We start from the raw sequence: 16,021 nt of genomic DNA on the forward strand, positions 1-16,021 counted from the left end.
GCTGACGCGACTGTTTCAACAGGTAAGTACTTATTTTAGCGCTTGATTCGCGTAAGTAGTCAAATAGTAGCTACCGCAAGTAAATGCTCGCTTCGCTCGTATGAGTGGAGCGAGCATTTACTTATTGCAGCTCATCAAGCCATCCAACTTACTATCCCGCACGAGCGATAGTGAGCACTCCTTTGCACTATCTGACTGCTTGACTTTTCAACTCCTTGACTTTCTGACTATTTAACTACCTGACTATTTGACTACCTGACTACATTTGCGTCATGCTACTCCGCTCCCTTAAAATAACCGATGTCGGCAATGCCCTGAACGGTCAAACCCTGGACATCAGGGTTAAAGATGATCTGATTGCCGAAATGGCACCAATGCTGGAGGCAGAGGACGGTGAAGAAGTGATCAGTCTTGAAGGTGCGCATTGTTCACCTGGCTTCGTTGACATAGGTGCTTACCTGGGCGACCCTGGCCACGAAGAACGGGAAGACATCGCCAGCTTACGGGCTGCAGCGCTGGCTGGGGGCTACGTTCAGGTGGCCACCTTGCCGAATACGGATCCCGTCCGGCAATCAGTAGCTGACATCGCCTACCTGTTGCGTCAAAACGGTACACACCCGGTGGACCTGTATCCAATGGCTGCCCTGAGCAAAGACCTGAAGGGCAAAGACATGGTCGCGATGCTGGAACTCTGCGATGCTGGCTCCATCGTTTTCACCGATGGGCCCAAGCGAAGTGTAAGCAGCAGCCTATTAAAGCGTTCGCTGGAGTACTCATTGGTACGTGACCTCGTGGTGATGGTATCTCCGTACGACGAGAAGTTAGTCCCTGACGGACAGATTCACGAAGGGCCGGTTAGTACACGGATGGGCTTAAGGGGTATTCCGACCATGAGTGAAACCATCCCACTTAAACAGGCGATGGAAATACTGAATTACACCGACGGGCTGATGGTGGTCCACCTGTTGAGTACCGCAGGAGGGGTGGCGGAGGTTCGCCGGGCGAAAGACCTGGGGATGAACGTAACGGCTACAGTAAGCGCCCACCACCTGCAGTTTACGGTAGATGAGCTGGAAGGTTTTGATGCTAACTTTAAGATGCTTCCTCCGTTGCGGGAAGCGACGGATCGCCAGGCATTGATTGAGGGCCTTAAAGATGGCACGATTGACTGTATCGTGAGTAACCACGTGGCCCGGCATGGCGAAGAGAAGGAACTGGAATTTCCTTATGCTGACTTTGGCGCATTGGGACTACAGACGGCCTTCCGCCAGGCACTGGCGGCACTCCAAGATGAAATGGGTGTTGATAAAATAGTAAGAAAATTCACTCACTCCCCCTCCCTGCTTCTGGGGTCCCCTGCCTTGCACCTGCGCCCCGGCGCCCCCGCCCGCATGACCCTATTCACCACCACAGGCAGTAGCGAGTTCACCGCCAGCGATTTAAAAGGCAAGACGGTTAACAGTCCGCTAGTTGGCAAAACCCTACCTGGAAGTATTGTGGGTGTGGTAAACTATGGCAAGTTCTTCCCTGCCGATTAAACGCTGTTTGGGAATTTTGCTTCCGCCCAACAAACGGCCGTCTTTACGTAACTTTGCCCAATGGACATCAGTGTTGTCGTACCCCTGTTTAACGAAGAAGAAAGTCTGCCCGAGCTCACCGCCTGGATTGACCGGGTGATGAAAGAGCATAACTTCAGCTATGAAGTATGGCTGATCGATGATGGCAGCACTGATGGCAGCTGGGCCGTGGTTGAGGAACTACGAGCTAAAAACCCAAACCTGAAAGGCATTAAATTTCAGCGAAACTATGGCAAAAGCCCCGCACTCTTTGTTGGTTTCAAGCACGTTTCCGGCGACGTAATCATCACGATGGACGCTGATTTACAGGACAGCCCCGATGAGATTCCGGAGCTTTACCGCATGATCAAAGAAGACGGTTTCGACCTCGTCTCTGGCTGGAAGCAAAAGCGGCACGATCCCATCGGAAAGACGTTGCCTTCTAAGTTCTTCAACGCCGTTACGCGCAAAGTGAGCGGTATTCATCTGCACGATTTCAACTGTGGACTTAAGTCCTATCGTCTCAACGTCGTAAAATCTATTGAGGTCTACGGAGACATGCACCGCCACATGCCCCTGCTGGCCAAATGGGCTGGCTTCAAAAATATTGGTGAAAAAGTGGTAGAACACCGGGCGCGTAAATACGGCTACTCCAAGTTCGGCGTATCACGATTGGTAACCGGGTTTCTGGACCTTATGTCATTGATGTTCGTGGGCAAATTCGGCAAACGCCCCATGCACCTGTTTGGCACCCTTGGCACTTTAATGTTTCTATTGGGTCTCGGCAGCGTACTCTACATCGGAGGAGCCAAACTTTACGCAGTCGCCAACGATATGCCTAAGCAATTAGTGACGGAAAATCCGTGGTTTTACATCGCGCTGACCTGCATGGTGCTGGGCACCATTCTGTTCAATACCGGATTTTTAGCGGAGCTGGTTTCTCGTTCCAGCTCAGATCGTAATAATTACCTGGTGGAAAAAGTCCTCAACGATGCTTAAAGTATACGATGACGACTACTTCATGCGGCAAGCCATTGAGCAAGCGAAGCTGGCAGCCGCAGCGGGAGAAATTCCCGTAGGCGCCGTCGTGGTCGCCAATGAGCGCATCATTGCCCGGGGCCACAACCAAACGGAACTCCTCAGCGATGTAACTGCCCATGCCGAGATCATTGCCCTGACTGCGGCAGCCAATCACCTGGGAGATAAATACCTCCATGACTGTACGCTTTACGTAACCCTCGAGCCCTGCCCGATGTGTGCCGGCGCATTAGCCTGGAGCCAGGTCTCCCGAATTGTGTACGGTGCCAGTGATGACAAACGAGGGTTTATGCGTTTCGGGCGCGAGCTGTTGCACCCCAAGACAACGCTGGAGTTTGGAATCATGCACGAGGCTTGCGGGGAGTTGATGACGTCTTTTTTTCGGGGGAAGAGGAACCACTAAGACACTTAGGGCACTAAGAAGCTACACTAAGGGAAGGGGGAACCATTAAGGGCATTCAGGCATTAAGCGAGGTAGAGTAACGGGAACTACTAAGGTACTCAGGTAAGGAGCTATACTAAGGGAAGGTGGAACCATTAAGGGCATTCAGGCATTAAGCGAAGTAGAGTAACAGGAACCATTAAGACACTTAGGGCACTAAGAAGCTGCACTAAGGGAAGGGGGAACCATTAAGGGCATTCAGGCATTAAGCGAGGTAGAGTAACGGGAACCACTAAGACACTTAGGGCACTAAGAAGCTACACTAAGGAAAGGGGGAACCATTAAGGGCATTCTGGCATTAAGCGAGGTAGAGTAACGGGAACTACTAAGGTACTCAGGTAAGGAGCTATACTAAGGGAAGGTGGAACCATTAAGGGCATTCAGGCATTAAGCGAAGTAGAGTAACAGGAACCACTAAGACACTTAGGGCACTAAGAAGCTACACTAAGGAAAGGGGGAACCATTAAGGGCATTCAGGCATTAAGCGAGGTAGAGTAACGGGAACTACTAAGGTACTCCTCAGGTAAGGAGCTACACTAAGGGAAGGGGGACAGGGGATTCAGGAATAGAGGGCTAACCTGAAGGTATTCTGCCGTAACGGTTTGGGTGGTTTTATCTGGGTTAAAACTCAGACTTGTGCTACAAAGCTCTATGAGCTGGCCTCCCTAAAACTGCACTGCGTGTAAGCTGACAGACTGTAGAGACTACAGTTAAGGTGCTCAGCCTGTATGGTGAATCCTGAAAACTGCCTACTAAATACTGAACCCTGGATACTGATGCCTGAACCCTAAGCTCTCGGCAGCGTGATCGTAAACGTAGTCCCCTTCCCAACTTCAGAATGACTGACCACAATTTTCCCCTTGTGGTATTCTTCCACGATCCGCTTCACGAGGCTTAGCCCGAGGCCCCAACCGCGCTTTTTGGTGGTGAATCCTGGATTAAATACTTTGCGGACATTCTTGGGGGCGATGCCTTTTCCGGTGTCGGTGATGTCTATGTAAACCTTGTCTTCCAGCTCCCGGATGGAGCCGGATATAACGCCTTTTCCGTCCATAGCATCGAGTGCGTTGCGGAGCAGGTTTTCGAAGACCCAGTCGAAAAGAAGGGGGTTAATGGCCGCCTTAATGTCTCCACTATTTGGGGCGGGGAAATTAAAGGAGACTTTGCGTGGTGCCCGCTTTTCCATATACTCCCGACACTTATTGAGTTCTTCGAAGATATTGACGGGTTCCAATTCGGGCGTTGCGCCGATCTTGCTGAAGCGGTTAGCAACCATCGATAGTCGTTCAACGTCACGACCAAGTTCATCGGATACTTCCATGAGATCCTCATCATCGGCGTACATCAGCTTCAGGTGTTCCACCCATCCCATGATGGCGCTGATCGGCGTGCCCAGCTGGTGGGCAGTTTCTTTGGCCATGCCCACCCAAACGCGGTTCTGCTCAGCTTTTCTGGTTTGGTTGATGCCCAGGTAGCCGAGAAAAACGAAGGTACCGATTAAGATGGCCTGAATGAGGGGGAAGTATCGGAGTTGGCGGAGGAGGCGGCTCTCACCAAAATATTGGAGTTGAGCGTAAAGCTTAGCTGGTTCCTGGCCTTCTTCAATCCATTCTTCCACAACTCTTTGGATGTACATTGAATCTTCGTAGCGATTTCCTCTTTCACTATTATCTCGGCTACCGAAGCCAGCCCAATCCACTACTTTACCGTCAAAATTGGTAATGATACGTGGAACAGATTCCATTTGCTGGATGATTTCTCCTTGAAAAGTTACATCCCTGTCAAGTTCTTCTTCCGAAGTAATCTCACCTAAGTCTTTTACGGACTGCTTGTAGAGATCAACAAAATGTTGCTCCACTTTAGCCAGTTTACTCGCTAAGTTGTTGGTGTACCACACGGATGCAACAACAATCACCAGTCCGGTAATTGCCAGGTATAAGGGCCAACGAGAGGATGTAGGGAGTATACTCATGTATCGACTAGGGGTACAAAGGTAACGACTAGGATTTGGGTAAGTGTATGCTGTTATCAAGGAATTTTGGGCAGCGGTTGCAGAAGTCGCTTAGCTCCTGTTGCAGGGGTTGCGGGGTCGCTTTGCTCCTGTTGCATGGTTGCAGGGGAGCGGTAGCCAGTCCCATATCAAATGTCGCATATCTAACGAGTGAACCGAGCCGCCTCTTGTGGTAGCTGCAACCTGCAACGCACCGAAGGTGCACTGCAACGGGAGCGTAAGCGACCTCTGCACCAAGGAGCGAAGCGACTAGCCTGCAACAGGGGCGAAGTCCCCTACCCTATTTTCCCATTCTTACTAAGCAGGATGGCCACCGCACGGGTGGTAGGAAATTGCGCACAAATGATGATGATCGCCACCGTAATGGGTACGCTGAGCAGCATACCTACAACTCCCCAGAGCATCGACCACAGAATTAGGGAAAGTACGACTACAAGCGGGCTGATGTTCAGGGTATCTCCCATGAGCCGGGGCTCCAGAATATTACCCACCAGGAGTTGAATGCCGGACACACCCAAAATAATCACCAGGAAGGGCGTCAGCGTATCGAATTGTACCAGGGCGAGCAGCCCGGGCAACGCCGTTGCCGTGATGGAGCCGATGCTCGGCACGTAATTGAACAGGAAGATCAGAAAAGCCCAGAATAGGGCAAAATCAATATCGATGAAATAGAAAACTACCCAGCTCAGAATAGCCGTCAGGATACTGGTAAAGGTTTTGACCCCCAGATAAGTGCGCATGGCATCATTGACTTCCCGGAGTACTCGTGAAAGGCGATTGGATTCCTTGAGGTCAAGACCCAGGGCGGTCATTTTCTTACCAAAAGCCCCTTGCTCGATCAGAAAAAACAGTACGTAAAGCAGCACCAAAAACAAGCCTTTAGCAAAGTTGGTAAAGCCGTTCAACAGTTCGGTAGAGTAAGCCCACAACTGGTCCGTAAGCTGGATACTCTCCAGCGTTGGTGGATTTTCCAAGTGCAACATTGTGTAGAATCGGACGATTTGAGCATCGACCTTCGGTGCGTACTTGGCGCTGTCAACAACAAAGCCCTGAACGGTAGCGACTATGGTATCTCCAACACCGTATAACGTAAGCCCGATAAATACCAAAGACATGCCCAGGGTAACCCCGCCGGGCAGGTGCCGGCCAATCCAGGGAAGCTTCCGAAACTGTTTGTCCAGGGCATTCACCAGGTACCAGATCACCAGAGCCATGAAGATGGGCTCCAGGTAGGCTTTGCCCACAACAATCAAGACGAGTATGAGGGCGATAGTAACAAGCCAGGCGGCTACGCGGGTAATGGTCATAAGCAGTGGTTGCAGTTGTTACAGGGTCGCTTCGCTCCTGTTACAAGAGGTTGCAGACAACTCGAGCTGCATCGTCTGCAACAACTGCAACCCTTGCAACAGGAGCGTAGCGACGCTTGCAAGGCGAAGCCTATCCTTCATAAATAACGACCCCTTTGCTAAAGTCTTTCACAAAACCCAAACAGTTTTTTCTCGGCTTGCAAATGAGGTAGCCCCGGCAGTCGTAAAGGTATTGTCCGTTAGGTGACTCCAGGAGGTAAATATATCTGCCACCATCCCATGGAAAACGGGTAATATAGGTGGCACTGTAGCTTTTGGCCAGGTCATGTAACCACTGGCTTGGCTTGTCATAAGCCTCACAGACCACGGGACGAGGTAACCCTGAGCTCACGCGAAGGAGCCGCTTACAGGTAATTCGAATAACCACATCGGCATTAGCACAATTAGCACCTTGATAATTTTTCATGTGCTCGTAGCCAATACTGATGCGGGTTCCGGGTTCAAGCGGCTCTCCCCTGGGTGGCACGCCCACCAGAAGCAGGTTGCCGTCGTCGGTTTCCAATAATATTCCACAGCCGTCTTCTCCGTCATAATTCCGAACTTCCACTGCCAGATGACATTCGTTGGAAGGAACAGGTAATTTTGGAGCGGGCGTCGAGGCACGGCGCAAATAAGGAGCATATACCGTTGGTGGAATCTCTGGTGGCAAGAACGGGCCATTCATTTCATCACCTATAGGTTTAGGGTCCAGATCCTCAATCGGTAAGCTAGTTGGAGAGGCACCTGTTGGCACAACAGTTACATCGGGTGATGATGCCGGCGGACGGGCTGGCGGATAATCCTTAGGTGTTGGTCGCGGGGTGCCGCAGGCAGCCGACAAAACAACAAAAAGGCAGGCAAAAATCAAGTATTTGTTCAAAGCGAATCCATTTACCCGGCAAACTACTATTCCCTTCGGACAGTTAACCTTTTCGGGCGGGTAAAATTTTCTTATTTTTGCCCGCCCAGCGCGCAAGGTTGCGCACCTAACTGACTAAAACAGAAACCTCCCCATGAGCGGAACTAAAATCACCCTTGCCAACGGCAAGCTAAATGTACCCAACGACCCCATCATTCCTTTCATCGAGGGAGACGGCATCGGCCCCGATATTTGGGCGGCTGCCAGCCGCGTATTGGAAGCGGCCGTAACTAAAGCCTACAACGGCGAGAAATCCATCGTTTGGAAAGAAGTACTGGCTGGCCAGAAGGCAATGGATAAAACCGGAGAGTGGTTGCCACAGGCTACCCTTGACGCCATTGACGAGTACCTCGTGTCCATCAAAGGCCCCCTCACAACTCCGGTTGGTGGAGGTATTCGCTCACTGAACGTAGCCCTGCGCCAGAAGCTCGACCTCTACGCCTGTGTACGCCCCGTGCAGTACTTCCAAGGCGTCCCCAGCCCGGTTAAGCACCCCGAAGAAGTGGACATGATCATCTTCCGCGAAAACACTGAAGACATCTACGCCGGTATCGAATTTGCCGAAGGCACCGACGAAAACGCTGCTTTCCTCAAATGGCTCAAGGAGAACTACCCCGAGCGCTACGCCAAAGTCCGTTTCCCCGCAACTACCGGCATCGGCATTAAGCCCGTATCTCAGGAAGGCACCCACCGTCTCGTAAGGGCGGCAATCCAGTACGCCATCGACAACGACAAAGACAGCGTTACCCTCGTCCACAAGGGTAACATCATGAAGTTTACGGAAGGCGCCTTCCGTGACTGGGGGTACGAATGTGCCGCTCAGGAATTCGGAGGCGAAGAACTCGACGGTGGCCCATGGCACGTCATCACCCTAGAGGACGGCCGCAAGATCACCATCAAGGACGTCATCGCTGACGCCATGCTGCAGCAGATCATCCTCCGCCCGAAAGAGTACGGTGTAATTGCTACGTTGAACCTCAACGGTGATTACATCTCCGACGCCCTGGCCGCACAGGTTGGTGGAATCGGTATCGCCCCCGGCGCCAACATCAACTACAGCACCGGCGTCTCTATCTTTGAAGCAACGCACGGTACTGCACCTAAGTACGCTGGCCAGGACAAAGTCAACCCAAGCTCCGTTATCCTCTCCGGAGAAATGATGTTCCGCTACATGGGTTGGGGCAAAGCTGCTGATCTGATCATCAAAGGCCTCAATGGTGCCATCGGCAAGAAGCGCGTCACCTATGATTTCGAACGCCTCATGGACGGTGCCACACTGCTGAAGTGTAGCGAGTTCGGTGACGAGATCATTGCTAATATGTAGTCTATTAACGCGAGTCAAGCGCTAAAGTGAGTCTTTTTACTTTACAACTAGCTTGGGATTCAGCTAATAATTGAGGGAGAGAATAATTGATTGCTGACGCGACTGCTTCAACAGATAAGTACTTATTTTAGCGCTTGATTCGCGTTATTAGACTATTGGTTATTTGGACTATTGGGAAGCCCCAACAATCCAAATGACCAAATGACCAAAACCTGAGCTGGTTTACGGTTATTGAAGGGCGCTCGCTTTTTGCGAGGGCCCTTCTTCATTGTATAGACGACAGCCTGCTAGCTACCAGCATAGTCCCCCACCCTAACCTTTAGCACACGCTCCGGCAGCTCTTTCAATTCCAGAAAATCGGCAAGCTTTTTGAGTTCAGCCGACCCCGCTGCTCCGGTCAGGTTGGCGTAATCCAGGAAATAGGTTTGGTTCGGATTGAGGTGCTCCCTGGCGGAATTCAGGTTGTTGTCATAGTTGTTGCGGAAGAAAGCTGCGTCTTGTTCATTGCGGACCATCTCCATTTTACGGGCGGAGGCCAGACATTCTTCAAAGTCCCGAACGACGTAAATCGTTTTGGACGCAGGGAAAAAGGCTTGCAGGAAGTGAAGGCTGGCCGTTGGCCACTCCGGGAATTTGACGCCCCAGCGGGGGCGGCCGTGGTTGGCAGCGGCGCGGGCGAAGCCTGCGCACAACTCTCGCAGCATGCCCTCATGAATCTCCAGGTAGTCCTTTACATCCGGTAAAAGGTCCGGAATCCATTGATTAACCTGCCCATCCAATACTTCGCGCAGTTGGTTGTCCCGCCAATCAGCGTTATAACTCATCATCTGCCGCTTGTTCTGCAACATCCCGGCGGCTACGAAAAGATCGTTGGCGGCGGATTCACCGAAAACGAGGGCTTCGCCGGAGCCCGTACACAAGCGTTGCAGTAAGGTCGTTCCGGAACGGCGGACGGGGGCAGCAATGAAGATGGGGGCGGTCATTCAGAAGGATTTACAGTTTTGAATTTACAAGGTACAATTGAAAACTGATCGCATTCTTTTCCCCTCTACTGGTTGATCCGCCTCTTCATTGCCCTTTAACTTATTTTGCACCTGCGGCCCCGCCAAAAAAGAGATAAAAGGAGATAAGGAAAAAGAACGGAGCCCCAATTTATCAAAACTCGTTCTTAACTTCCCCTTCTTTACCCTTCTCTCCTTTCTATGGAAACCTCCCGCCCCGATGGCTTCCCCGCCTTCTACGCTTCTTCTGCCGAGGCCTGGCGTACCTACCTGACGGTCAATCATGAAAAGTTGGTTAACACCTGGCTGATCATTTTCAAAAAAGATTCCGGCACCCCCAGCCTGACCTACGAAGAAGCCCGCGACGAAGCACTCTGCTTCGGCTGGATCGACTCAAAACCTAATAAACGTGATGACGACAGCTATTACCTGTTCTTCGCCAAACGCAGCCCCAAAAGCAACTGGAGCCGCGTAAACAAAGACCGCATTGCCGAACTTGACGCCGCTGGCAAATTAGCCCCGGCCGGTATTTTAATGGTTGAAGACGCAAAGGCCCGAGGAACCTGGGACGCGCTAAACGACGTCGAGAATCTAGTGGTACCCGACGACCTGGAAGTCGAGTTCGACCGCGTAGCCGGAGCAGCCCGTAAACACTGGGACAACTTTCCGCCCTCAACTCGCCGGGGCATTTTGGAATGGATATTCAACGGTAAACGGGCTGAAACCCGGGCCAAGAGAATTGCAGAAACTGTCGATATGGCGAGCAGGAATGAGCGCGCTAATCAGTATCGGAAGTAAAGAAAGCAGCGCTGCGGATCTTACGGTAGAAAGACATCACCGAGGCAAGTGCTTCTCCAGGACTATGAATTATCGATTATTGAACTAAAAAAGAGCGCCGTTTAAGCCGGCAGGCTCCGCTTCACCAACTCCAGCGTAGCCAGGCTCATCAGCAATTGCTCCTCCTTGTCGTTGAGGTCGTCTGGAATAAACTGAAAGGCGCGTTGGCTGAGCGCATCGTTCTTGGCGACCGGCAGCGTGGTGATGGCGCCAACTTCGCGATTACCTACGCTGACCGGCAGATAATTTTCGCGCGCAGTAGTGCCGATACTGGCAATCTGCTTACCCGTTTTGTTCCCGAACAAGGTTCCTTTGTCGATGGTACCAACGGGTTGGCTGTCAATTTCGAGGGTAGTTTTACCGTTCTCCGTCCAGTACACATAGTCGTGTTCCGCCGTACGGGCGTACAGCAATTCATTAACCTGCTTGCCGAGGTAGCGGCGGTAAGAGTAGCTCACTACGGGCTCATGAAAAATGGTGGTAAAAGTGCCTTTGGCGGACGCACCGGCACCGGTTTTTACCACCTGCTTGTCTTGCGCCAGGCTGAAAAGGTCGAGTTCTTCCTTATTAAGCGGCACGAGGTCTGCGCTCCACCCTTCCATTTCATCCTTCATCTCTCGCACGACGCGGCCACGTTGTTTTTTGCCGGGCATCCGGTTGGCAGCCCACATCTTGAAGAAAACCATGATGGCCACGAGGAGGGCAACGGTGATGATGAGCAGTGGGATCATGAATATCGAGTTATCTGGTTGTCAAGTTATCTGGTTGTCGAGTTATCTGGTTGTCGAGCTATCGGGATAGCTTGTGGTATTGGATAGTCCTGGTGATCTGACAACTTCGGAACCTGAAGGTAAGTATGATTACAATTTAAGGGACACCTTGGTTGGCTTGGTTCGACGAATGGTCGGTTTAAGTGGACGGATTTTCGGAGTAACCATTAATAATATCCAGGCATGTGGGATTGGGGGCGGGGCCGCAGGTACAGTGATATGGTTGAAAGAAGCAAAGGGGGAGAGGATCTTAGGCTCCAAGGAAAAGTGTACTTAAATTACCACTTCCCACCAAATAACAGCTCCAGATGAATCCTGCCTACGATAAATACTACGAGACCGAAAACCTATTTGGTGCGCCTTATCCGGAGTTACTTGACTTCTATAACAACCTCCCGAATAAAGGAAAACTCCTCGACATCGGCTGCGGGCAAGGCCGGGATGCCATTGCATTGGCCAGGTTAGGTTTCGAAGTAACCGGGATTGACAACTCTGCCGTTGGAATAGCCCAGTTGAATAAAATTGCGGCGCAAGAGCGCCTTCCTTTAACCGGAGTCGTCACTGACCTTTATGCCTACACCGGCTTTGAAGCCTTTAACTACATCCTGATGGACAGCATGTTCCATTTCGCTAAAAAAGAACGCGAGCAGGAGGTAGCCTTTTTGAAACGCATATTCCGGGAAGCAGCTCCAGAGGCCCTCATTACCATCTGCCTACAGAACACCGGAAAAAAAGTAGCCATTCTCAACGACATTATTTCATCGGAGGCGGCCGTCGAAGAAGTCAGCAGCAAAAATTTGGTCTATCGATATGAAGACAAGGCCTCCGGGCATTCTTCGGAGACCGACTATGAGATGGTTACGGTTAGGCGGAACCATTAAGAACATTCAGGCATTAAGGTTTACCTTTCTGCACACCCGTAACCCGACTCAACATGCTTGATTTTTGGAATAACCTAAGCTACACGACCAAGTTCTCCTCCATTGCCTTTGTTGTCACCCTGGTAGTCGGCTTCGTCAGCATGGGTATGCTGGGGGCGCTGCTTTACTACCCGGTATCGATAGTCTTGAGGTCTTATCCCTGGATAGATGATTTGCATGGAGACTGGGTATGGCCGGCGGTAATTCTAATTGGAATGGGCTGGTCCTTCGGCTTTATCATTGCAGGGGTAGTCTGGCATTACCTGGATGGTCCCATCTCTTCGGTCTGGATGCTGCGCTTTATTTATGGGGCGATTCTTTGGGCTTGGGCCGCTTTTTTATGGCATTGGATTTTGCGGAGCCAGTTCTAGTGGGTTCAACGTAAAAGTTCCACCACCTCCCCCCGCTTCCGACTGGCCACCGGCACCTCATCCCCATTAGTCAGGCGCAGGTACCCTGAATCGATTTTTTTAAACTCGACAACGTGGCGAAAATTAACCAGGTGACTTTGGTGAACCCGAACGAAGTCATGCCCGTCCAACAGTTTCTCGTAGTGCTTCAGGGTTTTGGTGACGAAGACCGACTTTTGTCCGCCATCAAAGATAAAGCGCGTGTTATTGCTGTCGGCCTCGCAACGGATGATGTCTGAGATCCGGGCCACTACAATATTCTCGGAGGTATGCAAGGATATACGGTCAGGCAGTTCTCCCGGTTTGCGGATGGTTTGCTTCAGCAGGTCCAGGCTGGCGGTGTTCTGGGTGCCACGCCGGGCTTTCGCCCGGCCCACTGCCGCCTTGAGCAGTTCCCCGTCAACCGGTTTGAGGAGGTAATCCACCGCTGCGAAGCGGAAGGCACGTACGGCGAATTCATCCGACGCCGTGATGAAGATCAACTCCGATTTAATGTCCGGAACGATCTCCAGGATATCGAAACTCGTGCCGTCGCCCAGCATGATGTCCAGAAACAAAAGGTCTGGTTGTTTATCGCGAAGCAACTTCGCTGCTTCCACTACGCCGCCGGCTGTACCGATGATCCTGACGTCGGGGCAAAAGCTGGCCAGGTCGGCCTGGAGGGCGGCCAGGGCCTGGGGCATGTCTTCTATTATTATGGCGGTCATGGGCAGGGGTTGCAGGGGTTGCAGGGGTTGCAGGGGTTGCAGGGGTTGCAGGGGTTGCAGGGGTTGCAGGGGTTGCAGGGGTTGCAGGGGTTGCAGGGGTTGCAGGGGTTGCAGGGAAGATCGTTCTTCGAGGCTAAACGCCAAAATCTGAGCACAAAATTTTCAAACTTCCCTGTACGCTACACCCCTTGCAACATGCGGGCCGTAGGCCCGCTATAACGCAATCGGTGCGCCGAGCAATTTATCCGGAATACCAAAGCCGTTGACCAGGGCGCCAACATCATACCGCAGCTCGGCACAAAGCACATCCACTGCCGTACGAATGGCCTTGGATTTCTGACCGGCGATGTAATCACTCTCCAGGTACCAGCCCCGGTGGCCTTCGATGGTGTGCAGGGCGTAGAGCTGGATCGTCTTGGTCAGAATGGCTTTTGCAGGGTGGTCATCGGCCAGCGAATCAATACGTTTCAGGCTGTGCAGCAGACAAAGCTCTTCCACGTAAGCTTCCGCCGCTTCGATCATGTGGGTCTGGCACAGCAGGCCAGCTTCATGGGCAGATTTCCCGTCTTTGATGTAGGCACGCAGGCGTTGGGCGAGGGTACTCGTCAGGCGGCGGCAGCGGAAGCTAAAGGCGGAGCGGTAGAAGTCACGCGACGTCAGGTGCTCCCGGTCCGTTTGCCGGATGGTGATCGGGTTTTGCTCCGTCACGATCGTTGTCATTCGACGGCCCATGTATTTCAGTACGGCAAAGTTGCCGTCTTCCTTAAAGGATTTCTGGAAGTCGGAGAGCATGGCTTTGGCCACCAGCTGCATCAGCACATTATTATCTCCTTCAAAGGTGGTGAAGATGTCGGTATCGGCTTTCAAGTCCGCGAAACGATTTTCGGAGAGGTAGCCCTTCCCGCCGGTAGCCTCCCGGCATTCCTGAATAGCAGCCGTGGCAAACCACGTGGCATAAGACTTAAGACCGGCGGCCATCGCTTCGATCTCCCGCATGTCTTTTTCACTGCGGTGCACGTAGCGTTCGAGCAAATAGTCGAGCCCAAACTGAACGGCATAGGCTTTGGCTACCAGGGGGATCAGCCGCCGCTGCTGGTTCGGGTAGTCCATAATTATGGTCTCTGCCTTAAGCGGATCTGCGGCGAATTGCCGGCGGCGCAAGCCGTAGCGCACGGCTATCGCCAGCGCAGATTTCGCGGCGCTCATCCCCGCCCGGGGTACACAAACGCGGCCGCCCACCAGGGTACCCAGCATGGTAAAGAATCGACGGCTGGGGTTAGCGATCTCACTTTCGTACGTTCCATCGGGTGTAATGCCACCAAATTTATCCAACAGGTTATCCACCGGTACTCGGACGCGGGTAAACCACAATCGGCCATTGTCTACGCCGTTGAGGCCCAGTTTGTAGCCGTTGTCCTCCACCCGGATACCCGGCAGGGTATTGTGTGCTTCGTCCCGGATCGGGACGACCACGGCGTGGACGCCCTGGCTCTCCCCGTTCACGATCAGCTGACAGAAAACCGCCGCCATTTTGCTGTGCATCGCGTTCCCGATGTACTCCTTTCCAGCGCCAATGCTGGGGCTGTGGATGATCAGCTCGCGGGTTTTGTGGTCGTATACTGCCGTGGTTTCCAGGCCACGGACATTGGAGCCGTGCCCGGTCTCCGTCATGGCGAAGCAGCCAGGCAGCTCCAGGGTACCGGTAGCGCGCAGGTACTTATCGTGGTGGCGCCTGGTCCCCAGGTTGGCCACCGCCCCACCCCACAAACCGAATTGGACGCCGAATTTGATCGTCATGCTCAGGTCGTGGTAGGCCATCGTTTCGAAGGCGGCAGCATAAGCCCCCATATCATCCTGGCCACCGTATTCCTCGGGGAATGCCATTGCGCCAATGCCTTCCTCCCCAAGTTCCTTACACCAGGCCAGTACCTGATTTCGATAGTCTTCCTTGATGCGTAGCGTCGTTCGTTCGAAGCTCGGCCGTTGCACGATTTTTTTGACTCTGGCGATGGTCCCGGCATATTTCCCATCGAGGACTTCCTGGATGGCCTTAGGATCGACACTGGCTTTCTCTATGGCTTCTATCAGTTTCGCCCGTTGGTCGTAGTCGGGAAAAAGCCCCCGGTAAGTATCTTCTTTTACCCCACCCAGACCGTGTTCTATTTCCAGTAGGGGGGCAACCTGACTTTGCCAGAAAGTGGCGCGTTCGGCGTCCTTACCTTCGGCGGCGTAGCCCAGCATCACCCCTAGTTCCGCCAGGCTGGCGGTGCGGTCCTGTGGCAGGGCCTCCGCTGCGTTTCGCCCCAGAGTTTGCCACTGCTGAAAAACTTCCCGTTCCGGAGGATAAGCAGGGTCCGACCAGTTCAGCAGCGTTTCCTTATCAGTGTCCGTCAGGAACGGAAGATGACCCGCCCTTTTACGCAATGCGTTGATTTCCTTCAGATCCAGGTGGCGATCCGCCCATGCGGCATAAAGCATCGGAATCATCACCTGTATTCCCGGAGTGAGTTGCGTGTTAATTTGGAAATCTGCGCCCATGGATTGGATATATTTTGGATTCTCCATGATAACGTTGCCAGGGGAATGTTCGTTTTAGAACGACGCGTTTTTTTGGGCGCGGCCGCAGGTTCAGAGGAAGGTTTTAAGGAGCGAGGTTCCTGCGGGGGGTCTTTTATAGATCCACAGATTATAAACGCAAATCAAGCGATAAAGTGAATCTTTCTACTTTACAATTAGCTTG

14 protein-coding genes are annotated in these 16,021 nt (G+C 52.4%); 7 read left to right on the forward strand and 7 right to left on the reverse strand.

The genetic code is table 11. The features are described 5' to 3' along the window. The first annotated feature begins 272 nt into the window (after window positions 1-272). From B036_RS0101985 to B036_RS0101995, 3 genes are read left to right on the forward strand one after another with little or no spacing between them, the layout of a single operon-like run. Window positions 273-1,538, forward strand: coding sequence for a dihydroorotase (locus B036_RS0101985; protein WP_020567008.1), 1,266 nt, complete (start codon window positions 273-275; stop codon window positions 1,536-1,538). A 60-nt stretch (window positions 1,539-1,598) separates the two neighbouring features. Continuing rightward, complete coding sequence (locus B036_RS0101990; RefSeq protein ID WP_020567009.1) at window positions 1,599-2,555, forward strand: glycosyltransferase family 2 protein; 957 nt, start codon at window positions 1,599-1,601, stop codon at window positions 2,553-2,555. After that, complete coding sequence (locus tag B036_RS0101995) at window positions 2,548-2,997, forward strand: nucleoside deaminase (protein WP_020567010.1); 450 nt, start codon at window positions 2,548-2,550, stop codon at window positions 2,995-2,997. Before B036_RS0101990 ends, B036_RS0101995 begins: the two co-directional genes overlap by 8 nt. A gap of 826 nt (window positions 2,998-3,823) precedes the next feature. Here the strand turns inward: B036_RS0101995 and B036_RS0102000 are convergent. The 3 genes from B036_RS0102000 to B036_RS0102010 form a co-directional block, all read right to left on the reverse strand. After that, a complete protein-coding gene (locus B036_RS0102000) occupies window positions 3,824-5,008 on the reverse strand; it encodes a sensor histidine kinase (RefSeq protein WP_026231591.1) in 1,185 nt (394 codons plus the stop codon). Between the two features lie 314 nt (window positions 5,009-5,322). Next, window positions 5,323-6,354: an AI-2E family transporter gene (locus B036_RS0102005; RefSeq protein ID WP_020567012.1), complete on the reverse strand. Its 1,032-nt coding sequence runs from the start codon at window positions 6,352-6,354 to the stop codon at window positions 5,323-5,325. A gap of 130 nt (window positions 6,355-6,484) precedes the next feature. Then, the gene (locus B036_RS0102010) at window positions 6,485-7,078 is read right to left on the reverse strand and encodes a hypothetical protein (protein ID WP_026231592.1); all 594 of its coding nucleotides are present in this window, start codon (window positions 7,076-7,078) and stop codon (window positions 6,485-6,487) included. 328 nt (window positions 7,079-7,406) lie between these two features. Here B036_RS0102010 and icd point away from each other — a divergent pair, with 328 nt between their 5' ends. Next, window positions 7,407-8,636 carry an NADP-dependent isocitrate dehydrogenase gene (icd, locus tag B036_RS0102015; RefSeq protein ID WP_020567014.1) on the forward strand — a complete coding sequence of 410 codons (1,230 nt, stop codon included), beginning with the start codon at window positions 7,407-7,409 and terminating at the stop codon, window positions 8,634-8,636. A 287-nt stretch (window positions 8,637-8,923) separates the two neighbouring features. Here the strand turns inward: icd and B036_RS0102020 are convergent, their stop codons facing one another. Further along, complete coding sequence (locus B036_RS0102020; RefSeq protein ID WP_020567015.1) at window positions 8,924-9,619, reverse strand: sulfotransferase; 696 nt, start codon at window positions 9,617-9,619, stop codon at window positions 8,924-8,926. 219 nt (window positions 9,620-9,838) lie between these two features. Between B036_RS0102020 and B036_RS0102025 the strand changes: the two genes are divergently transcribed. After that, a complete protein-coding gene (locus B036_RS0102025) occupies window positions 9,839-10,435 on the forward strand; it encodes a YdeI/OmpD-associated family protein (RefSeq protein ID WP_020567016.1) in 597 nt (198 codons plus the stop codon). Between the two features lie 101 nt (window positions 10,436-10,536). On the opposite strand, the gene B036_RS0102030 is transcribed toward B036_RS0102025, so the two are convergent. Further along, the gene (locus tag B036_RS0102030) at window positions 10,537-11,205 is read right to left on the reverse strand and encodes a hypothetical protein (protein WP_020567017.1); all 669 of its coding nucleotides are present in this window, start codon (window positions 11,203-11,205) and stop codon (window positions 10,537-10,539) included. 347 nt (window positions 11,206-11,552) lie between these two features. On the opposite strand from B036_RS0102030, the gene B036_RS0102035 reads away from it, so the two are divergent. Beyond that, complete coding sequence (locus tag B036_RS0102035) at window positions 11,553-12,125, forward strand: class I SAM-dependent methyltransferase (RefSeq protein ID WP_020567018.1); 573 nt, start codon at window positions 11,553-11,555, stop codon at window positions 12,123-12,125. 53 nt (window positions 12,126-12,178) lie between these two features. Then, on the forward strand, window positions 12,179-12,535 hold the full coding sequence (locus tag B036_RS0102040; RefSeq protein ID WP_020567019.1) for a hypothetical protein: 357 nt from the start codon (window positions 12,179-12,181) through the stop codon (window positions 12,533-12,535). A 5-nt stretch (window positions 12,536-12,540) separates the two neighbouring features. On the opposite strand, the gene B036_RS0102045 is transcribed toward B036_RS0102040, so the two are convergent. Together B036_RS0102045 and B036_RS0102050 are read right to left on the reverse strand one after the other, a co-directional pair. After that, window positions 12,541-13,281 carry a LytR/AlgR family response regulator transcription factor gene (locus B036_RS0102045; protein WP_044101625.1) on the reverse strand — a complete coding sequence of 247 codons (741 nt, stop codon included), beginning with the start codon at window positions 13,279-13,281 and terminating at the stop codon, window positions 12,541-12,543. A 213-nt stretch (window positions 13,282-13,494) separates the two neighbouring features. Then, entirely contained in the window at window positions 13,495-15,819 is a 2,325-nt protein-coding gene (locus B036_RS0102050) for an acyl-CoA dehydrogenase family protein (protein ID WP_044101585.1), read from the reverse strand. Between the last annotated feature and the right edge of the window lie 202 nt (window positions 15,820-16,021).

It is taken from the genome of Neolewinella persica DSM 23188, from assembly GCF_000373105.1.
GTDB classification, from domain to species: Bacteria; Bacteroidota; Bacteroidia; order Chitinophagales; family Saprospiraceae; genus Neolewinella; species Neolewinella persica.

Bases quoted from the DNA above. Each gene is read 5' to 3' on its own strand.
- B036_RS0101985 (WP_020567008.1), top strand. From the start codon at position 273: ATGCTACTCCGCTCCCTTAAAATAACCGATGTCGGCAATGCCCTGAAC.
- B036_RS0101990 (WP_020567009.1), top strand. From the start codon at position 1,599: ATGGACATCAGTGTTGTCGTACCCCTGTTTAACGAAGAAGAAAGTCTG.
- B036_RS0101995 (WP_020567010.1), top strand. From the start codon at position 2,548: ATGCTTAAAGTATACGATGACGACTACTTCATGCGGCAAGCCATTGAG.
- B036_RS0102000 (WP_026231591.1), bottom strand. From the start codon at position 5,008: ATGAGTATACTCCCTACATCCTCTCGTTGGCCCTTATACCTGGCAATT.
- B036_RS0102005 (WP_020567012.1), bottom strand. From the start codon at position 6,354: ATGACCATTACCCGCGTAGCCGCCTGGCTTGTTACTATCGCCCTCATA.
- B036_RS0102010 (WP_026231592.1), bottom strand. From the start codon at position 7,078: ATGAATGGCCCGTTCTTGCCACCAGAGATTCCACCAACGGTATATGCT.
- icd (WP_020567014.1), top strand. From the start codon at position 7,407: ATGAGCGGAACTAAAATCACCCTTGCCAACGGCAAGCTAAATGTACCC.
- B036_RS0102020 (WP_020567015.1), bottom strand. From the start codon at position 9,619: ATGACCGCCCCCATCTTCATTGCTGCCCCCGTCCGCCGTTCCGGAACG.
- B036_RS0102025 (WP_020567016.1), top strand. From the start codon at position 9,839: ATGGAAACCTCCCGCCCCGATGGCTTCCCCGCCTTCTACGCTTCTTCT.
- B036_RS0102030 (WP_020567017.1), bottom strand. From the start codon at position 11,205: ATGATCCCACTGCTCATCATCACCGTTGCCCTCCTCGTGGCCATCATG.
- B036_RS0102035 (WP_020567018.1), top strand. From the start codon at position 11,553: ATGAATCCTGCCTACGATAAATACTACGAGACCGAAAACCTATTTGGT.
- B036_RS0102040 (WP_020567019.1), top strand. From the start codon at position 12,179: ATGCTTGATTTTTGGAATAACCTAAGCTACACGACCAAGTTCTCCTCC.
- B036_RS0102045 (WP_044101625.1), bottom strand. From the start codon at position 13,281: ATGACCGCCATAATAATAGAAGACATGCCCCAGGCCCTGGCCGCCCTC.
- B036_RS0102050 (WP_044101585.1), bottom strand. From the start codon at position 15,819: ATGGGCGCAGATTTCCAAATTAACACGCAACTCACTCCGGGAATACAG.